This is a genomic window from Pseudomonas sp. CCC4.1, from assembly GCF_035019225.1.
Taxonomy (GTDB): Bacteria; Pseudomonadota; Gammaproteobacteria; order Pseudomonadales; family Pseudomonadaceae; genus Aquipseudomonas; species Aquipseudomonas bubulae.
Window position 1 is genome coordinate 1 of the sequence record NZ_JASJWL010000080.1, and the last position, 18095, is coordinate 18095.

An 18095-nucleotide genomic window follows, 5' to 3' on the forward strand; every position below is an offset into this window, starting at 1 on the left:
AGATGTGTATAAGAGACAGCTGCTGGGCGGTCTGGGTGTGGGGGCAAGCACTGGCGGCAGTGTCGGAGCTGGTGCTGACACTACAGGTGCAAGTGCAAGTGCAAGTGCAAGTGCAAGTGCAAGTGCAGGTGCAGGTGCAGTCGGTGGTGTTGGCGGTGTCGTCGGTGGGGTAGTTGGTGGTCTTGGCGGCTTGCTGGGTGTCAAAGTGGACTCAGTCAACAACACTGCCGATACAACAGCAGGAGCCGCGGGCGCTGGTACAGGCGGTCTGGGCGGGGTACTTGGGGGCGTGGTTGGCGGGCTGGGCAACCTGGGCAAGAAATAACTGAAGAATATTGCACCTGGCCGGTTCGACGGCCTTACCTACAGCGCCTACGCTTGGTTGGGACGAGAGATTCAGATGAGTCTCTCGTCTTTTTTCATGTGCAGATTGTAGGACTGATGCTCGGGCCGCTTTGCAAAGCATTCTAAAAATAAAGCCCTTCGTTATGTCGCCGTAGTTGAACATGGAGTGTCCTATGCGTAATTGCGTTCCCTTTTTGTTGTTGGCTCTGGCCCCGTACGCGGGTGCCGAGACCCTTCCGCGTTTTCTCAACAGCAATGACAGCATGCAAACCCTGCCCACGCCCAACCTGCCGGTGGATGCCTATCGCCCTGCGGCGCCTGCGCTGGAGCTACCCAAGCCGGCGGCTGCACAACCCCGGCCACTGGAAATGGGTACCCGCCTGACCATTCGCAAGTTGCAGATCGAAGGTGGCACGATCTATCCGTTGCCAGAGCTGGGGGCGGTGTACAAACCGCTGCTGGGCCATGAAATCACCCTGGCCGAACTGATCGAGGCCACACGCAAGATCACCAAGCGTTACCAGGACGATGGCTATTTATTGTCCTATGCGTTTTTGCCTCAGCAGAACTTCGACCAGGGCCTGGTGCGTGTGGTGCTGGTTGAAGGCTATATCAGCGAGTACAAGGTTGACGGCGATATCGGGCGGGTCAAAGGGTTTGTGGATGAGCTGGTCGATAAGCTCAAGGGCGAACGCCCGCTGACCCGCAAGACGTTCAACCGCTACAGCACGCTGTTGAGCCGCATCCCCGGCGTCACCCTGGAGGCGCAAGTGCCACCACCCGGCACCACCGATGGTGCATCGACGCTGAGTATCAGTGCCAGCCGCAAGCCCTTCACCACCAGCATGAGCCTGGTCGAAGGCAATCGCAGCAGCACCCAGGCGCTGCTGGCGGCCAGCAGCAATTCGCAAACGGCCATGGCCGAACAATTGACCCTGAGCGGGTTGTTTCCCCCGGGCAATGACAAGGAGCACTACTACCGCCTTGATTACAGCCAGTACCTCAACGCGGAAGGCACGCAGTTGAACCTGTTTGGTTCCAGTTATCGCAGTGATCCAAGTACCAGTATCGTCACCAGCGACGGTTTTGAACTCAAGCCCCATCGCGAGAATGACCGCTTTTCGATCGGTATCAGCCATCCACTGATTGCTGCTCCGGATCAATGGCTCAGCGCCGCCGCGCGTTTCTACGGGGTCAATGACAAGACTGACTACGAGATCGTCGGCTACGGGCAGACCATCAGTGACAAAACCAACGTGCGGGCACTGGCGTTTGAGGGCGACTGGCGCAAGTCCGATGCCAAACAACTGCGCATCGTCAGTGCCGGCTTGTACCAGGGCATAGATGGCATGGGTGCCAAGAGCGAGACCAACCTGACCGGCACGCAGTACGATCTGGACTTCTTCCGTTTGCGTCTGTCGGGCGTGCAGAGTAACGGCTACTTCGACAATTGGCAGGGGGTGATATCGGGCGCTCTTTACTGGAGTGACGACACCCTGCCTGACAGCGAAAGGGCGGTATTTGGCGGGCAGAACTTCGGTCGCGGCTACCCGGACGATCAGGCATCCGGCGACAAGGGCTGGGGGGCGGCATACGAACTTAACTACAGCTTCAATCGCGAGGGTGAATGGGTCAAGTTGCTGCAACCCTATGCCGTCGTGGACAGGGCCAAAGTCTGGTACAACGAGTTGCCGTTAAAAGGTTCGGATATGTCTTCGGCAGCACTGGGCTTGCGTTTTAGTGACAAGCGCTATTACAACGTTGCCCTGGAAGTTGCCAAGCCCATGTCGGATATAGCGCTGGACAGTTTTAATCGCCGGCCGCGATATACATTGAGTTTTAGTTATCAGTTGTAGTGTGTGACCGTAAAAGCCCGCCTCCCCAAGTCAGGGGGGCGGGCTTTTATAGTATGGGGGTCAAGTTCTTGCCAGGTGTAAGTGTGTGGGCTGTGGAAAGAGGTTTTCGAGGGTGTCGAGCAGGCGCACGTGGTAAATGGGTTTGCGAAACAGGTCCAGCACCTGCAGGCGCAGAAGGTCGCTTACATCGTCCATATCGGCGTGCCCGGAAATGACAATCACCGGCAAATGCTGGCGCGATGTGTGCTCGCGCAGGCGCTTGATCAGCGCAATACCGCTCTCTTCCGGCATGCGCAGGTCGGTGATGACCAGCGCAATATCCGGATGTTGGGTCAACTGCGAAAGGGCGAGTTTGACTGAAGTTGCCGTATAGCAACAAAAGCCCTCGCCCTCCAGCAGCTCAGCCAACTCCAGCAGTGCGTCCTCTTCGTCATCCACCAGGAGAAGCTGTTGGCGTGATGGGGAGAGAGGCATGTTGAGTACTCATTTTGGTTAATGAACTAAGCTGCGGCTCCCAAACCTTCTTTAACTTTGTCAAATACGTCGGTTACAGCTGTCTGTACACTTGGCGAAAGCCCCGCAATCACCACCGCCACCATCGCTGCAATAATTGCATATTCAATACCCGAAGCGCCTTCGGTCCGTTTTGCAAACAACTTGGCTTGGCGCGCTACAAATACCTGGGCAGGTACATACACTTTCAGAACAGTATTTAATATCATCTGACTTCTCCTTAGTGCGCCGGGGCGGGCACTGCGTAACTTGGGTGCAGGGTGATTCCCACCTGCAGTCACAGCATTGGCAATAAATGACTTTCCCACAACTGTATCATTGGACTAATCACAAAGTATTAATCCAAATGACTATTTAAAAAATGCGTATCAAATCAAACTATTCACAATTGATTAGAGATTTTTTAGTTCGCTAATGGCATTTTGCTTTACCTGAGCTATTTTTAAATAGCGATTGGTTTCAAACGCATTAAAGGTTCGTAGCTGCCTGATTGTGAATGGGTTTTTTAGTCTGCAGTGCGCAGTGATAAAGGGAGTTTGTGCATGAACAATCGACGCAGTCTGATATTGGCCGCCATTTTGTTTGTCGGGGCAATTGCCGCCGGTTACTGGGGGCTGGTATTGAGTCGACAGCAGCCGGTCGCCGAAGTTCCGGTGGCTCAGTCTGTAGAACAAGGTGTAGCGGCCGTTGAAGACAAAACCCGCCAGGCGGTGGTGGTACTGGTTCGCGATGTCCCCCCGAATGTGGCCTTGACGGCCGATGACCTGACCCTGGAAAAACTCCGTACCGCCCCCGCTGGCAGCCTGACTGCCATCGATCAGGCGGTGGGCCGCACCCCGTGGCGCAGCCTGAGTGCAGGCACCTGGCTCAGTGATCAAAGCTTTGACGTGGGCGGGCCGCTGGCTCGCATGATTCGCCCGGATGAGCGCGCACTGGGGGTCATGATTGACGAGGTGTCCGCTGCGGGTGGGCAGCTTAGCCCCGGTGATTACGTCGATATCCTGTTGTTTTTGCGTCAGGACAGTGGCAACCCTCAGCAGTCGGCCCAAGTGGTATTGCCGGCAGTGCGGGTGCTGAGCGTGGGGGGTGAGCTGGGCTTGACCAGCGATGGCAAGTTGGCCAGCCAGCCGAAAAATGCCGAGGAAGCGCTCAAGCAAGAACAAAGCCGCATCAATGCGCGATCCGCAGTCCTGGCGGTTCCCGAGCAGCTTCTCAATCAACTGATGCTGGCGACCCAGGCAGGCACCCTGCGCCTGGCCGTGCGCAGTGCCGACGAGCAACGTTTGAGCAAATATTGGGCGGGCGAGCAGGAATCTGCGACTAATCTTGATAATGCCAAGCGCAGTCTTTATCAATTTAACCAGTTAGCCATGGCCAGTCCGGCAAGAGTGCCAGTCAGCAGCAATCCCGCTGTCGCCCCTCGGGTACGCGGTATTGAAGTGATCCGCGGCAATCAAACGGCTCAGCAGTAGGCCCAATAAAAATCCTTATCTGAAAGGAAAACCAACATGAGCCACCGTTGCCCTCCACTTTATAAACGCGCTTTCTGGACGCTGCTGCTGAGCAGCTTGCCCCTGGAGATGGCCTTGGCCGCAGGCGAAAACTGCGCGGCATTCAACGCATTGCCTTCGGTATTGGAAGTGGCCCAGGGGGCCCAGAAGGCCATGGGCTTTCCGGTGAACATCTCGCGCATTGCCGTGGGCGACCCCACCATTGCCGATATTCGCTCCAATGGGCCAAACGCTTTTTTGCTCACCGGTATTGCCTCGGGCACCACCAGCCTGATGGTCTGGAGTGCCTGCTCGAAAGAGCCGCACCAGACCATGCTTTTCGTCAAGGGCAAGGCCGCCTCGGGGCTGACCGGTACGACGTTGCCGCCCTCCGAAGACCCGACCTTGCCGGTGCAGGTGCAAACCGATATCCGCTTTGTCGAAGTCAGCCGCACCAAACTGCAGGAAGCCAGTACCTCGATCTTCGGTATGGGCAGCAACTTCCTGTTCGGCTCGCCGGGCTCATTCCTCAGCACCGCTGAAGGGATCATCACCGGCGGTCCGGTGGCCAACGCCAAGTATTTCAACATCGGCTTTGGCGGCGGCAAGGTCAGGGCCATGATCAATGCCCTGGAAGGCAGCGGCTTTGCCTACACCCTGGCGCGTCCCAGCCTCGTGGCCATGAGCGGGCAGAGTGCAACCTTTCTGGCCGGTGGTGAAGTGCCAATCCCGGTGCCCAGCAGCGGCAGCGATAACGTGTCGATCGAGTACAAGGAGTTCGGTATCCGCCTCACGCTGACTCCGACCGTGGTGGGGCGTGATCGCATCATGCTCAAGGTGGCCCCCGAAGTCAGTGAGCTGGACTACACCAATGCGGTGAATATCGCCGGCACCCTGGTTCCGGGCCTGACGGTTCGACGCACCGATACCAGCATCTCACTGGCCGACGGCGAAAGCTTTGTGATCAGTGGCTTGATCAGTTCGCGCAACAGCTCCCAGGTCAACAAATTCCCGGGGCTGGGCGACATTCCGATTCTTGGCGCTTTTTTCCGCGACTCCAATATCAGTCGTGAAGAGAAAGAACTGCTGATGATCGTCACCCCGCATCTGGTCCAGCCACTGGCTGCCAATGCGGCACTGCCGACGATGCCCGGGGAGCAATTGCGCAATTACGACCCTAACTGGTATCGCCTGTATTTCCTGGAGAACGGCAAATTCAATAGCCGTAGCGGGTTATCTCAATGAGCCAAAGCCTAAGCCAGACATTTCTCGCGCTGACGCGCAACAACACCGATCTTGAGTGGCTGCAGGGAGCATTAGCGCCGTTGGGTCAAGTGGTGGGTGCAGGCACAAGTAGCCTGGATGAACTGCTGGCCCTGGTTGATGTGACGTTTGCCGGCCTGATATTTGTGGGCCTGGATCGGGACAAGGTAGTCAACCAGTGCGCGCTGATTGAAGGTGCTCTGGAAGCCAAGCCCATGTTGGCCATCGTTGCCCTGGGCGACGGTATGGATAACCAGCTGGTACTCAATGCCATGCGCGCCGGGGCGAGGGACTTTGTGGCCTACGGTTCGCGCTCCAGTGAAGTGGCGGGGCTGGTACGGCGCCTGAGCAAGCGCCTGCCACCTGTGGCACCGAATGCCCAGTTGGGTGGTCTGAGCGTGTTGTTCAGTGCGCAATGCAATGCCGATGGTGCATTGCTGGCCAGCCACTTGGGGCTGGTGGTGCAAAAGCACGATCAAAAAACCCTGTTTCTGGACCTGGGCGTGCCCCGTGGTGATGGCCTGGCCGTGCTGGGCCTGGAAAGCTCGTTCTTTTTCGGTGATGCCCTGCGTCATTTGCGGCGCCTGGACAGCACCTTGATTGACAGTGCCTTTACCAAGACTGCCAGTGGCTTGCGGGTGTTGGCCCACAGTGACAGTGACGAACCGCTGGAGCAAACCAGTGCCGCCGAACTGTATATGTTGCTCAGTGCCTTGCGTCAGCACTTCCAGCATATTGTGGTCAACCTCACCGGTCAGCCTGACAGTGAAGCGCTGCGTACCTTTGCCACCCATTGCGACAGCCTGCTGTGGTACACCGACCAAAGCGTGCTCGATTGCCGCCGCAATCTCGACGTACTCAGCCGCTGGCGGGCCAAGGGCATGAAGTTCGAGCATACGGGCTTGTTGATCGACCGCTATATGAGTGGCGTTGCTCCCAATGCCGATGCCCTGGGTAAAAGCTTTGGCCTGCCGGTGCTGACAACACTCCCACCCAGCCCGGAGCTGCGCATCAATGCCAAGAATCAGGCCACCACCCTGTTTGACCTGGCCCCGCGCGAAGCCCTGAGCCAGGCTTTGAAAAAACTCGGTGAACGGTTGGTCTTGCGTTCACAGGTGCCTGAGCAAGCGACTTCCAAATCGGGTACCTGGCTGAACCTGAACCGCCTGTGGGGGGCCAAATGAGCAATGAACAGCTGTTTGGCTCAGGCCTGTACAAGGATGGTCGTGCGGACCATGACGGCCTGAAACTGGTGCTGCACCGCTATATCATCGATGCCATTGAAGAGACCGGAAAAAACCTGCTGGAAGGTTCCCGGGTGTCTTTGGCCCAATTTGTTACCGAGCGGGTAGCCGAGTATGTGTCGCGCCTGCATCTGGCTATTTCCCGTTATGAGATGGAGCGTCTGGCCGAGGAGATCGTCGACGAACTGACCGGATTCGGCCCCCTCGAAGTGCTGCTGCGCGACCCGGCCGTGACTGAAATTCTGGTCAACGGCCCCCATCGGGTGTTTGTCGAACGCGAGGGTCGACTTAGCCAGAGCGATCTGCGCTTTATCGATGACCATCATGTGGAACGGGTGATGCAGCGTATTCTGGCGCCCCTAGGGCGGCGTCTGGATGAGTCCTCGCCGATGGTCGATGCGCGCCTGCCCGATGGCAGCCGGGTCAACGCCATCATTCCGCCCATTGCCCTGGATGGCCCGTGCCTGTCGATCCGGAAATTTCGCAAGGACATGCTGCAAAGCAGCGACCTGGTGGCCATGCAGACCATCGACCAGGCAATCTTTGAATTCTTCCAGGAGGCGGTGGGCAAGCGCTGCAACATCCTGATCAGCGGCGGTACCGGTACCGGTAAAACCACGCTGCTCAACATCCTCAGCCAGTTGATCAACCCCCATGAGCGCCTGGTCACCATCGAGGACGTGGCTGAATTGCAGTTGGGCCACCCTCATGTGGTGCGCCTTGAAACCCGCCCGCCCAATGCCGAAGGGCATGGTGAGGTGAAATCCAGCGACCTGATCCGCAACGCCCTGCGGATGCGTCCGGACCGCATCATTCTCGGCGAGATCCGCGGTGTGGAAGTGCTCGATGTATTGACCGCGATGAACACCGGTCACGATGGTTCCATGAGCACCGTCCACGCCAACACCGCACAGGATGCCCTGCTGCGACTGGAAACCCTGGTGGGTTTGACCGGGCGTACGGTGGCGGAGAAAACCTTGCGCCAGATGATCTGCGCCGCACTGGACGTGATTATCCAGCTGACGCGCATGCCCGATGGCCGCCGTTGCGTCAGTGAAGTGCTGGAGGTGGTGGGGGTGCGTGACGATGTGTATGTGACCAACACCCTGTTCCGTCTCGACAAGCGCACCGGCTTTGGTTTTATGCGCGAGGCCTTGAACCCGGCAAGCGACAAGTTGCGTCGTGACCCCGTCCTGAACGCCCACGGCTGAGGCACTGCATATGAACCCGGCCTTACTGCTTTTTACCATCAGTTTCCTGATGTTCGCGCTATCGCTGAATCTGGTGTATCGCGCCCTGACCGACCCGACCACGGGCCGTGTGCTGGAGCGTCTGGGTGAAGGCCAGCCGCAGTTGCTGGAGAAAGCCCAGGGCGTGGCCTGGCTGGACCGGGCTTTTTTGCAGGCAGGCCTGGGGCGCCCTTCAGAGCGTCTGGGTTTGTGGCTGTCGCTATGGGCCGCTGCGGTGATTGTGGCGGGCCTGATCGGTGGCTGGGTGTTCTTGCTCGCGTTGCTGGTGTTGCCGCCGGTGCTGCTCAAACTCTTTGTCAGCTGGCGTTACCACCGCCGGGTTCGGCGCATGGTTGAGCAACTGCCATTGCTGCTCGATCACTGCGTGCGCAGCCTCAAGGCCGGACGCACCTTGGCCGATGCGGTGTTGACCGCGATCGAGGCATCCAGCGACCCGCTCAAAAGCAGTATCAGCCGGGTATCGCGCAACGTGCAGATGGGGGTGAGCCTGCCCGAGGCAGTGAACGACTTTGCCGAGCTTTATGAACGTGATGAATTTCGCATGTTTGCCCTGGGGCTTAAGGTCAACCATCGCTACGGTGGTAATGCCAGTGAGTTGCTGGAGAACCTGATCGTGCTGATTCGCGAGCGTGAGCAGGGGGCGCGCAAGTTGCGCGCCATGACCGGTGAAACCCGGATGACGGCGCTGGTATTGGGCTCGTTGCCGGTGTTTGTGGTGGGTTTCTTTATGGTGACCAACCCCAGCTACATGCTCAAGATGTGGCAGGACGGCGGAGGGCAGCAGATGCTCCTGACCGCAATGGCCATGCAGATAATCGGCAGTGTGGCGCTGTGGCGCATGGTACGGAGCGTATGACATGGCCTTTTTGATTTGTGTGGTGTTGCTGCTGGGCGCCATGGCGCTGTTGATCAATAACGTGGTTCAGGATCGCATGAGCCAGCAACGGGTCATGCAGCGCCTGGATGGTGGCAAGACCGGCCCCGGCAAGCTCAGCCTGTGGATGCGGGCGGTGGGCAACAGCAAGTTTGGCCAGCGCTCGGTGTCGATGGACAGCGAAACCCAGACTCTGCTCAACCGCATCGGCTGGCGCACCGCCAGTCAGCGCTCGCTGTTTGCCGCTTTTCAGGTTGGCACCCCGATAGCTTTTGCCGGGCTGGTGTTCTTGGGCTATGAGCTGTTTTTTCCGCGTTCGGGCAATCTGCTGGTGGTGATGCTGTTCTCCCTGGCTTTGGGCTATCTGATCCCCAAGCGATTGTTGGCCTATGCTGCAAAAAGGCGCCAGCAGGAAGTGGCGATCGAAGTTTCAACCTTTATTCCGTTGCTGCGCATTCTGTTTGAGTCGGGCATGGCAGTCGAACAGGCGCTGCGGGTGTTGAGCCAGGAAGCGCGGCACCTGCTGCCGGTACTGACCGGTGAGTTGCGGGTGATTCTGGCCCGGGTCGACTCGGGGCTGGAGTTGAATCAGGAACTGAGCAAAACCGCGAGTCTGCTGGATGTAGACGAGTTCAATGACACCTGCGTGATTCTGCAGCAATTGATTCAGCAGGGTGGTGGCGCGATGAAGTCATTGCAGGCACTCAAGGAGCTGCTGGATGACCGTCGTTTGACCCGCATGGAGGAATATATCTCCAAGATGTCCGCCAAAATGTCGGTAGTGATGATGGTGTTTCTGTTCCCCGCTTTGATGATCGTCTTGGCCGGGCCGAGTTTTGTCGCTATCTCGCGAGCCTTTCTCTCTTGACCAGGGGTATGAACATGAAAGCTGTCATCGTCGTGTGCGGGCTGCTGATGCTGGGCGGCTGTGCCACAGGAGGTCAGAGTAATCCGCCGTGGATGGCCATGGGCGGCAGTTGCACCAAGTTGAGTGGTGACCAGGAGCTGTCACTGAACCTGGCCGATGATATGGCCAAGGAAGGCAAGCTGCACGCCAGCCTGGCCAACCTGCAAAACCTGCCGCAGGGGTCGGCGCAGGTACAACTGCGCAAGGCACGGATTTATCGCCAGTTGGGCCGCGATGAGGCCGGGCCGCTGTATCAAGGGTTGCTGGGGTCGTGCCTGGCAGCCGAAGGGGAGCATGGCCTGGGCCAACTGGCAGCCGGGCACGGTGACAACGCCCTGGCGATCACCCATCTGGAGCGTGCGGCACAAATGGCGCCGACCGATGCCAAGATCCGCAATGACCTGGGTGTGGTTTATCTCAATCAACGGCGGGTTGATGAAGCGCGGTTCGAGTTTTTGACCGCTCTGGAGCTCAAGCAGGATGAATCTCCGGCGGCATTGAACCTGGTGACCTTGCTGATTTATCAGGACCAGTGGAAGCAGGCCGCAGAACTGGTAACCCGCGCGGGCCTGACCCCCGAACAGGTAAGTGATGCCCAGTACCGGGCACAAGCTTTGAAAGCTCAAGCCAGGACCGCCAGCAACCAGGTGGCTGTCGTCAAATAACGCGTTGGAGGTTTGCCATGACTTTATCTATTCGTGTGGGGGTGCTGCTGGCCCTGATGCCGCTGGGTGCGCTGGCTATCGAGCCTGGCCCCACCCCCAGAACCCAGCAGCAAACCGAGAACTGGCTGCAATTGCAAGTGAGCGGCAGCGTCCAGTCGCCCATCCACCAAACGGCTACGCCGGCGGAGCGTGAGCTCAGCCTGCAGCGCTGGCTGGACAGTTATAAACATGAAATCCCCGAGTACTACGGGCAGAAAGAGGGTGGCAAGGCCAGCCAGGAATAAGTTCTTTCCTGCAATAGCGGGCCCCCACAGGCAGTAGGCGGCGCAAGAGCTGTGGGAGCGGGCTTGCCCGCGATGGCAGCGGTGCGGCGTCACTCACCCGCCGCGCCAGTTGTATCGCGGGCAACTCGCACCGCTACAGTGAAGTGATCAGGTAGCTAGTGCGCAGTTTGCCGATGGGCGCCGGCGTTTGGCGACAGGGCCAGGGCCAGTTGGGTGCGGTTGTTCATATGGGTCAGGCGCAGCACTTGCGACACATAGAGCTTGACCGTGTTTTCGGTGATGCCCAGGTCACAGGCGATCTGGTAGTTGGTCTGGCCCTTGCTGACCAGCTTGGCGACGTCCAGCTGGCGTGGTGACAGCTGTTTGAAGATCGTCGGGATCTGTTGCCAGGGGCCTTCACCTGGTTCCTGGCTGTTCAAGGGGTGAGTGGCAGCTTGCGGAGGGCGCCGGGCGGACTCCATGTCCTGATACAGGTCATCGATGGATTCGGCCAGGAACTGCAATTTCTGGTTCAGGTGGCCCAGCTGATCGCTCTTGTGGCGCTCACGCAAAATAGCTTCCTGGCGCTGGATGCCCTCGAGCAGCTCATTGAGGTCGACCGGCTTTTGATAGTAGTCGGCGATGCCGATACGCAGGGCCTTGATCACATCCTGTTTATCGGCGCGACCGGTCAACAGGATGCTTTCAAAGGCGCGGTGTTTGCCGGCCAGTTTTTGCAACTGCTGGGTCAGTTCGATGCCGTTCATGTCGGGCATGTGCAGGTCGCAGAGCACCAGGCCGATTTGCGGGTCGGCCACAAACGCATCAATGGCTTCACGGGTTGTATTGCAAGGCACGCAACGGTAACCGCTGCTTTCCAGAAACTCGCACAGTTCTTCGACAATCAACGACTGATCGTCGACTACGAGCACTTTTATTAGGGGGGTGGGCGTGTTCACGTGGTTCTCCTTCCTGGTAAACCAATCAGGGACATCTTGGTCCACATACTTGCGGTGATTGAATTAAACGTAGACCTACTTTACGACTATGTACAAGGTATTAATCCCTCGTAATGACTAGTGAAGCAGAGCCATTGTCAGGGTAAAACCACCGAACAGGAAGGGTGCAAAGGGAAGCTTTTTTGACACTGTGGCGCCTTTCGCAAGCGAGAGCGTCTTAACTTGTTGATTTATTGACGGCAGTATTTTTGACGCACAAAACCACCAGATGCCACTACAGATGCCAGCACCGATAACGGTGCCAAGAATTGTCGGACGATCGGTTGTCAGCGCCAGGGCGATCAACAGCTTTACGTCGCCGGCACCCAGCTTGTTCAAGGCATAACCGGGCAGTGTCAGTACCAGCGCGATCAGCAGCGCCCAGCCTCCTTCGGTTGCGCTTGCTCCCAGCCAGGTGTGACCGGTCCACAGCAGATACAGCAGCGCCAGCGCTGCGCCACCCAACGTCAGGAAGTTGGAAATATGGCGTTGGAGCAGGTCTTGAATGGAACAGGCCACAAACCACAGCAACACAACAGCTAACTGGATCACGTAAAGAGCCTCCGTTTTTTACCAATGATTCTATGATGATATTACTGTCGACAGTCAGGGTAGACGCAGTCATGAAAACAAGACTTGGCAAAAAGCAGCAGGGCGCGGCGGCGATTGAGTTCGCGCTGGTGTTTGTGATTTTTTTTGCGGTGCTTTATGGCGTGCTCAGCTACAGCTTGCCCCTGCTGTTGGTGCAGTCATTCAACAATGCGACGGCCGAGGCGGTGCGGCGCAGCATGGCGGTGGATCCGACGGCGGCCAACTATGGCGGGCTGGTGGAGACGTTGGCCAAGAGCGTATTGAACGAGAAACTGGCCTGGGTGCCCACTGCGGTTAAAGGCAGCCTGGTTCCGGCCGCGACCTATAACCCGACAACCAAAGTGCTGACTGCCAGTGTGACCCTGCCTGCTACGGCGTTGACCACCATCATGCCGGTGCTCAAATTGGGAACGATCACAGTGCCCAGCCTGCCAACAAATTTGAAAGCCGAATCGAGTGCTCAACTTGTCCCCTAGCGAAGGGCTGTTCGGGCGCTTGTTGGGACGGACCGACGAGCGCTTGCCTGAATCCACCGATCCGCAATCACGCACCCATGCGGGTATCCAGCTGATGCTTGATCCGCTGGGGCACGTCATTGAAATCCACGGCCTGCAGCGCTACGGCCTGGCGCGGGGCAGCGACGATGGTTCACCGCGCCTGCTCCTGAGCTATCTGGTGCCGGGGAGCACCCTGGCGCTTGAAGGCGTACCGGCAGACTGGGTTGGTCACAGTCTTGATCTCGACTTCCAGTGTGCGGGGCTGCGTGTGGTGCATACCCGGGGCTGGGTGCAACCCCAGGGGGGCAGCTGGCTTTTGCAGTTGCTGGATATCAGCGACCTGCGCCTTGGCAGTGAGCAGGCCCGCAGCCGCGAGCGCTGCACGCAACTGATCCTGGGGCTGGCCGGGCAGTTGCGCCAGTGCAGCGCGTCGCGTCTGTCCGAGGTCATGCACGAAGCGCTGCGCAGCGTCGCCCAGCATGGGCGTGTGCCCTGTATGGCGCTGGCGCTGCGTGAGGGTCCACAGGCTTCCTGGTATATGCACAGCACGTATCACGCCTTTGATGCGCCGCAACTGTGGCTGCCCGAACAAAACCTTGGCAGCCTGCTCGATCCGCTTGGCGGAACCTCACCCCAGCGTGTCGAGCGCGACGGTAACCCGCGATTAAACGATTTGTTTGGCAATGCCGATGGTGTGCTGGTGCCTTACAGCGACCAGCAAGGCTTGTGTGCCTGGTTGATGCTGGGGTTTTACCCGGCGTCCCTGCACGGCCCGCAAATGAGTGAAAGCGACTGGATGCAGGTGTGCGCGGCCCTGGCCGCACCACTGCTGGACCGTTTACGTGAGCAGCAGCACCTGCAGCAAAGCGAGCGCATGGAAGCCCTGCAAGGCCTGCTGGGCACCGGCTGGTGGGAATGGTCGAGCACCAGCGAACTGCTGGAACTGGCTCCACAACTGGCCATCAACCTGGACGCTGTGGCCGAGCCGCAGGCCATGACCCGCCAGGCATGGCTGGCGTTGTTTCACCCGGCTGACCGTGATGAACTTAGCGGTCGCTTCAATGAACTGCTGGAACATGGCAAAGAATTATTACTGTTTGCCCGGGTACATGAGCCACAGGCCACAGAGCCTGCCCGCTGGTACCGGATTCAGGGCCAGGTGCTGGGCAGCGGCACCCGGCGGCGCATCGTAGGTTTTATGCTGGATGTCAGCGATATCAAAAACCAGCAGCAACAAGTCGCCGCCGCCCATGCGCGGCTGGACAACCTGATCGCCAGTTCCCCGGCGGTGATTTATGTACAGCGTTATGTTGAAGGCGCGCTGGTACCGGCATTTTTCAGTGACAGCCTCAAGCCTTTACTGGGCTGGACGCTGGAGGAATGTACCAGTGAAACCTTGATCGAGTGGGTCCATCCCGATGACCTCGAACAGTTTTTTGGCCGTACCCGGCAGTTGCTGCGCGAAGGCAGCGCCCGCAACCGGTATCGACTTCGCGATCGGCGCGGCGATTATCACTGGTTGCTGGATGAGGCCAAGCTGTTACGAAATGATCTGGGTTTGCCGGTAGAAGTGGTCGGCTTGTGGCTGGATATCACCGAGGCTACCGAAGCGGCCGAGCGGGTCAAAAATAGCGAGGAGCGTTACCGGATACTGGTTGAGGACTCACCGGCGATGATCTGCCGTTACCTGCCCGACCTGACCCTGACCTTCGGCAATCAGCCGCTGGCCAGCTACCTGGAATGCACCACTGCGCAACTGCCGGGCATCAACCTGAGCAGTTGGCTATCCACTGAGCAGCGCGAGGCCTTTGTGCAGCGTATTGCCGGCTTGACTCCGCAGGCACCGGTCAGCACGGCGGAAATCAGCCTGCAACTGCCGGGGCGTGAATATGCCTGGTGGGTGTGGTCGGACCGGGGCATTTTCGACGAGCAGGGCAACTTGCTTGAAGTGCAGGCCGTGGGCCGCGACAACACCGAAGTGCGTCGCTCGCAACAGCAACTGACCCACAGCGCGAAAATGGCCACCCTGGGCGAAATGGCCACGGGGCTGGCGCACGAAATCAACCAGCCGCTGAACGTGATGCGCATGGCCGTGGTCAACGTGCTCAAACGCCTGGGTAATGGCGATGCGCAGATCGATTATTTGCAAGACAAACTCACCCGTATTGACGGTCAGATCCAGCGTGCGGCGCGGGTGGTAGACCACTTGCGGGTGTTTGGCCGTCGTTCCGAAATCGAACAGCAAGTGTTCAACCCGGCGCAGGCCATGGAAGGCTCTCTAGCCTTGCTGGGTGAGGGCTTGAGGGGCAAGGGTGTGCAATTGCGCAGTGAGGGCCAGGCTTGCGCTGTGCAGGTGCGCGGCCATGTGGATCAGTTGGAGCAAGTGTTGATCAATCTGATGGTCAATGCCCGTGATGCGCTGATGAGCAAGCGTGAAACTGACCGCGACTTTGAGCCCTGGATAGCCCTGAGTGTTGAGTCCGATGCGCAAAGTGTGCGCTTGTGGGTGGATGACAATGCGGGTGGCATCGACCCGCGGTTGCTGGAGCGGATCTTCGAACCGTTCTTCACCACCAAGCCCATTGGCCTGGGCACCGGCCTGGGGTTGTCCGTGAGTTACGGCATTATCGACAATATGGGCGGGCGGCTGAGTGTCAGCAATACCGAGCATGGGGCGCGGTTTTGTGTGGAGCTGCCCCTGGTAGCAGCCTGAATTCAGCGTTCCACCCTTCATGTGGGAGCGGGCTTGCTCGCGATTGCATCACCTCGGTATATCAGATGTACCGAGGTGCCTGAATCGCGAGCAAGCCCGCTCCCACAAGGTATTGCACTCCATTTAGGTCAAAGCACCAGCTGGGCGCGGCCACCCTGGTTGCAGGAGAGGTTGGCGCCCACTTCAACTTGATTTAAGTCGATACCTAAACTCAATAGCAGAGTGTCAATTATTCTGTCGAGTACAGGACCCAGTACGGTGTTTATAGTACTAATCAGTATTGGGGTAAGGGTTGTAAGAAGACTGTCTAAGCTTGCCATTAGCACACCAAGGATATTGTTTTGTATTGGCTGGTAGATGTGTACTTTTATTCCATTTAGTGTGTTGCCTAAGCTCGTAACTATTCCGTTAGTGCTGTAAGTATGAGGTAGCGGGGTTTGTCCTACCGGTAATAAGTTTGCAGGGCCATAAGTGTAAGGTTGTTTCAAGTTTGCTCCGACACTGGTGTCGAGGCTAATTCCAACGCCCCCGCCTATTGACGGTATCCTAGGGTCGCAGGTTCTTGGCGAAAAAAGAGGAAGCAAAGGCGTTCCGCAGGAAATGGTCCCAATGTCAATCACCGGAAGTGGAACGACAGTCAATGGTTGGGGGTTAGTTGTGCTGCCAGGGAATGCTTGCGTTTTGTCTATGATGCCGAGTTTTATGTTTATTAGAGATGTGTTGGTAGTTGCAGTTAAGGTTTTGGTAGTTTCGCTGGCGCAGCTATAAGCACTTACATAGCTCTCGGCGCTAGGAGCATCAATATAAATATCGATAGTGTTGCTGAGTAGTTGGAGTGAAGGAGATGTGCACTTGGCACCCAGTGCGCAGCTAAGGGACTCCAGTGTGCCCACTATATTCAAATTCAGAAGGTTTCTTAGCGTGCCTACAAGGGCAGAGCTTAAGCTAGATACTGCATCTAGTATTTTCTGTACAGTTGATAAAGCAGGAAGTTCTACAGAAACCACCGTGCGTATTTGTGCTGTTTTAACATAAATACTATGGGGGCCGGTTTTTGTCTCCAAAACGGCCAATGCGGGGTTACCTATAGCTGAAAGCTGCGGAGGCTCAAGAACCTGGATGCGGGCAGTGATTTTTGTAATGCCTAAGTCGATAGGGAACGCTGCTGTCAATCCATTGGTTTTGTTAGCGAGTTGTACATATCCGCTAATGAGGTCGAATAGATTCATATCGATGTTTAGTGCGGAATTTGATGTGCCGCTTTGGATGTTCAAAATTTTGCCAAGGACCACGGTTGTTGTGCCAGCAGCTAATTTTAATGCTCTAAGACTTGCTATCGTTGTAGTCGTGCTTAACGTGTTGTTTGGGTCGAGTAAGTTGATGGTGGATTGTATTAATTTTCCGACTTCAATGTTGGACTTTAGAACTTCGTCGTACCCTCCTGCGCTAAGATTTAAATCGGTTTTCAATTGGTTCATGTAAGAAAGCAAATTTACCTTGGTGTTTATCAGGCCGTTCCAACCTGCTGCATCAATAGACACGTTTCCACCAAGCAGACCACCAAAAAGTGAACTCAGTATTTTCGACTTACTGCTATCGACGGTGAGTGTTGTATTTCGAATAGTCAACTGCGCCAACGGCGCCCCACCATTGCTCCCCACCGCACTCGCCGTCAAATTGGTATTCAGATTAAACCCGTTTTTGGAAAACATACTCCACAAGCCTCCGGCCACGCTGGTCGGCACAGTGGTGGTGGCGATTACGCGAATGGCATCGGATTTGGTTGCGTCGGCAGTGAATACCCGCAACTGGCTACTGTTGGTGCTCAGGGTGCCGCAAGTGGTGTTTACTTTTTGCACGCTGCCGGGGGTGAAGCTGTTGCGAGTGGCACTCTGGTTGGCGAAACCGGCAGCAGTACTGGCGCCAGCACAGTTACCGCCCCGACTCACCGCCTCCAGCACCGCCATATCCGCCACGCGCTGCAACTTGCGCTGCTCCAGGTACAGGCGCCCGCTGTCGACCACCAGCAGCATAAACAGCAGCACCATGCCCAGCGTCACGGCAGCCATCAGGCCGATTGCGCCATGCTGCTGCCGGGGACCATAAAAACCCATACCGCGTAGTTGGGGAGACATCGAGCACTCCTGATGCTGGAACAGTGCCCAGCGCTAACTCTCCAAAGTTTCAGCGAGTGTAGACAAGAAGTGATCGGTGCGCTGGCCAGTTGCCAGTTTTATAAGCGCGATGTGAACGGTTAATCAAAAGACAACGACAAGTGGTCAGAAAAACAGTGTAAAAACCAACTTGCTCACGAAAGTATTAATACCAACTTACTTATATACATCGTGAGCAAGTTAATGCTGCGTAACTTACTTGGGCGGATACGTACTCAGGATCTTGGTGACTGCTTGCTGGATTGCAGCGCTGCGTTCAGCCGGGGTCGGGCTGCTGTCGACGACTTTCTCTGCACTGCCTCGCCACACCAGCTTGCCGTCTTTGGCATCGATCAGGTCGATCTGCAGCGTACCAACCTGGTAGCTGTCTCTTATACACATCTGGGTTGGGGGGGTGTGGGTTTTAAAAAAAATGGGGGGGGGGGGGGGGGGGGGGGGGGGGGGGGGGGGGG

At 57.3% G+C, this 18095-nt stretch carries 16 protein-coding genes and 1 pseudogene; 11 read left to right on the plus strand and 6 right to left on the minus strand.

Annotated elements, in window-relative coordinates:
* Positions 1 to 518: 518 nt before the first annotated feature.
* Positions 519 to 2201 carry a ShlB/FhaC/HecB family hemolysin secretion/activation protein gene (locus QN377_RS21135; RefSeq protein WP_322214072.1) on the plus strand — a complete coding sequence of 561 codons (1683 nt, stop codon included), beginning with the start codon at positions 519 to 521 and terminating at the stop codon, positions 2199 to 2201.
* Positions 2202 to 2261: 60 nt separating this feature from the next.
* Here QN377_RS21135 and QN377_RS21140 read toward each other — a convergent pair whose 3' ends face one another.
* Both QN377_RS21140 and QN377_RS21145 read right to left on the minus strand, forming a co-directional pair.
* Positions 2262 to 2675 carry a response regulator gene (locus QN377_RS21140; protein ID WP_095001042.1) on the minus strand — a complete coding sequence of 138 codons (414 nt, stop codon included), beginning with the start codon at positions 2673 to 2675 and terminating at the stop codon, positions 2262 to 2264.
* 26 nt (positions 2676 to 2701) lie between these two features.
* Complete coding sequence (locus tag QN377_RS21145) at positions 2702 to 2923, minus strand: Flp family type IVb pilin (protein ID WP_153328191.1); 222 nt, start codon at positions 2921 to 2923, stop codon at positions 2702 to 2704.
* A 333-nt stretch (positions 2924 to 3256) separates the two neighbouring features.
* Here QN377_RS21145 and cpaB point away from each other — a divergent pair, with 333 nt between their 5' ends.
* From cpaB to QN377_RS21185, 8 genes are read left to right on the plus strand one after another with little or no spacing between them, the layout of a single operon-like run.
* Positions 3257 to 4186, plus strand: a complete 930-nt coding sequence (gene cpaB / locus QN377_RS21150) for a Flp pilus assembly protein CpaB (RefSeq protein ID WP_095001044.1) — start codon at positions 3257 to 3259, stop codon at positions 4184 to 4186.
* A gap of 36 nt (positions 4187 to 4222) precedes the next feature.
* Positions 4223 to 5449, plus strand: a complete 1227-nt coding sequence (locus QN377_RS21155) for a type II and III secretion system protein family protein (RefSeq protein ID WP_095001045.1) — start codon at positions 4223 to 4225, stop codon at positions 5447 to 5449.
* Positions 5446 to 6651, plus strand: a complete 1206-nt coding sequence (locus QN377_RS21160; RefSeq protein ID WP_095001046.1) for a pilus assembly protein — start codon at positions 5446 to 5448, stop codon at positions 6649 to 6651. The genes QN377_RS21155 and QN377_RS21160 overlap by 4 nt, the downstream gene beginning before the upstream one ends.
* Complete coding sequence (locus QN377_RS21165) at positions 6648 to 7922, plus strand: CpaF family protein (protein WP_095001047.1); 1275 nt, start codon at positions 6648 to 6650, stop codon at positions 7920 to 7922. Before QN377_RS21160 ends, QN377_RS21165 begins: the two co-directional genes overlap by 4 nt.
* Positions 7923 to 7932: 10 nt before the next feature.
* Complete coding sequence (locus QN377_RS21170; protein ID WP_095001048.1) at positions 7933 to 8817, plus strand: type II secretion system F family protein; 885 nt, start codon at positions 7933 to 7935, stop codon at positions 8815 to 8817.
* Between the two features lies 1 nt (position 8818).
* Complete coding sequence (locus QN377_RS21175) at positions 8819 to 9703, plus strand: type II secretion system F family protein (RefSeq protein ID WP_240882264.1); 885 nt, start codon at positions 8819 to 8821, stop codon at positions 9701 to 9703.
* A gap of 14 nt (positions 9704 to 9717) precedes the next feature.
* Complete coding sequence (locus QN377_RS21180) at positions 9718 to 10407, plus strand: tetratricopeptide repeat protein (protein ID WP_095001050.1); 690 nt, start codon at positions 9718 to 9720, stop codon at positions 10405 to 10407.
* Positions 10408 to 10424: 17 nt separating this feature from the next.
* Positions 10425 to 10691 carry a DUF3613 domain-containing protein gene (locus QN377_RS21185; protein WP_095001051.1) on the plus strand — a complete coding sequence of 89 codons (267 nt, stop codon included), beginning with the start codon at positions 10425 to 10427 and terminating at the stop codon, positions 10689 to 10691.
* 155 nt (positions 10692 to 10846) lie between these two features.
* Here the strand turns inward: QN377_RS21185 and QN377_RS21190 are convergent, their stop codons facing one another.
* Both QN377_RS21190 and QN377_RS21195 read right to left on the minus strand, forming a co-directional pair.
* Positions 10847 to 11629: a response regulator transcription factor gene (locus tag QN377_RS21190; RefSeq protein ID WP_322214074.1), complete on the minus strand. Its 783-nt coding sequence runs from the start codon at positions 11627 to 11629 to the stop codon at positions 10847 to 10849.
* A 117-nt stretch (positions 11630 to 11746) separates the two neighbouring features.
* Positions 11747 to 12220 (minus strand): prepilin peptidase, encoded by a 474-nt coding sequence (locus tag QN377_RS21195; protein WP_095001053.1) that lies wholly within the window; start codon positions 12218 to 12220, stop codon positions 11747 to 11749.
* Between the two features lie 71 nt (positions 12221 to 12291).
* Here QN377_RS21195 and QN377_RS21200 point away from each other — a divergent pair, with 71 nt between their 5' ends.
* Together QN377_RS21200 and QN377_RS21205 are read left to right on the plus strand one after the other, a co-directional pair.
* Positions 12292 to 12735, plus strand: coding sequence for a TadE/TadG family type IV pilus assembly protein (locus QN377_RS21200; RefSeq protein ID WP_095020824.1), 444 nt, complete (start codon positions 12292 to 12294; stop codon positions 12733 to 12735).
* Complete coding sequence (locus QN377_RS21205; protein WP_322214076.1) at positions 12725 to 15469, plus strand: PAS domain-containing sensor histidine kinase; 2745 nt, start codon at positions 12725 to 12727, stop codon at positions 15467 to 15469. Before QN377_RS21200 ends, QN377_RS21205 begins: the two co-directional genes overlap by 11 nt.
* A 128-nt stretch (positions 15470 to 15597) precedes the next feature.
* Here the strand turns inward: QN377_RS21205 and QN377_RS21210 are convergent, their stop codons facing one another.
* Together QN377_RS21210 and QN377_RS21215 are read right to left on the minus strand one after the other, a co-directional pair.
* A complete protein-coding gene (locus QN377_RS21210; RefSeq protein ID WP_322214078.1) occupies positions 15598 to 17604 on the minus strand; it encodes a pilus assembly protein TadG-related protein in 2007 nt (668 codons plus the stop codon).
* Positions 17605 to 17838: 234 nt separating this feature from the next.
* Positions 17839 to 18006: pseudogene (locus QN377_RS21215) on the minus strand (DUF4136 domain-containing protein); the annotation flags it as partial.
* Between the last annotated feature and the right edge of the window lie 89 nt (positions 18007 to 18095).

Coding starts and splice junctions, on each gene's coding strand:
- QN377_RS21135 (WP_322214072.1), top strand. CDS start 519: ATGCGTAATTGCGTTCCCTTTTTGTTGTTGGCTCTGGCCCCGTACGCG.
- QN377_RS21140 (WP_095001042.1), bottom strand. CDS start 2,675: ATGCCTCTCTCCCCATCACGCCAACAGCTTCTCCTGGTGGATGACGAA.
- QN377_RS21145 (WP_153328191.1), bottom strand. CDS start 2,923: ATGATATTAAATACTGTTCTGAAAGTGTATGTACCTGCCCAGGTATTT.
- cpaB (WP_095001044.1), top strand. CDS start 3,257: ATGAACAATCGACGCAGTCTGATATTGGCCGCCATTTTGTTTGTCGGG.
- QN377_RS21155 (WP_095001045.1), top strand. CDS start 4,223: ATGAGCCACCGTTGCCCTCCACTTTATAAACGCGCTTTCTGGACGCTG.
- QN377_RS21160 (WP_095001046.1), top strand. CDS start 5,446: ATGAGCCAAAGCCTAAGCCAGACATTTCTCGCGCTGACGCGCAACAAC.
- QN377_RS21165 (WP_095001047.1), top strand. CDS start 6,648: ATGAGCAATGAACAGCTGTTTGGCTCAGGCCTGTACAAGGATGGTCGT.
- QN377_RS21170 (WP_095001048.1), top strand. CDS start 7,933: ATGAACCCGGCCTTACTGCTTTTTACCATCAGTTTCCTGATGTTCGCG.
- QN377_RS21175 (WP_240882264.1), top strand. CDS start 8,819: ATGGCCTTTTTGATTTGTGTGGTGTTGCTGCTGGGCGCCATGGCGCTG.
- QN377_RS21180 (WP_095001050.1), top strand. CDS start 9,718: ATGAAAGCTGTCATCGTCGTGTGCGGGCTGCTGATGCTGGGCGGCTGT.
- QN377_RS21185 (WP_095001051.1), top strand. CDS start 10,425: ATGACTTTATCTATTCGTGTGGGGGTGCTGCTGGCCCTGATGCCGCTG.
- QN377_RS21200 (WP_095020824.1), top strand. CDS start 12,292: ATGAAAACAAGACTTGGCAAAAAGCAGCAGGGCGCGGCGGCGATTGAG.
- QN377_RS21210 (WP_322214078.1), bottom strand. CDS start 17,604: ATGTCTCCCCAACTACGCGGTATGGGTTTTTATGGTCCCCGGCAGCAG.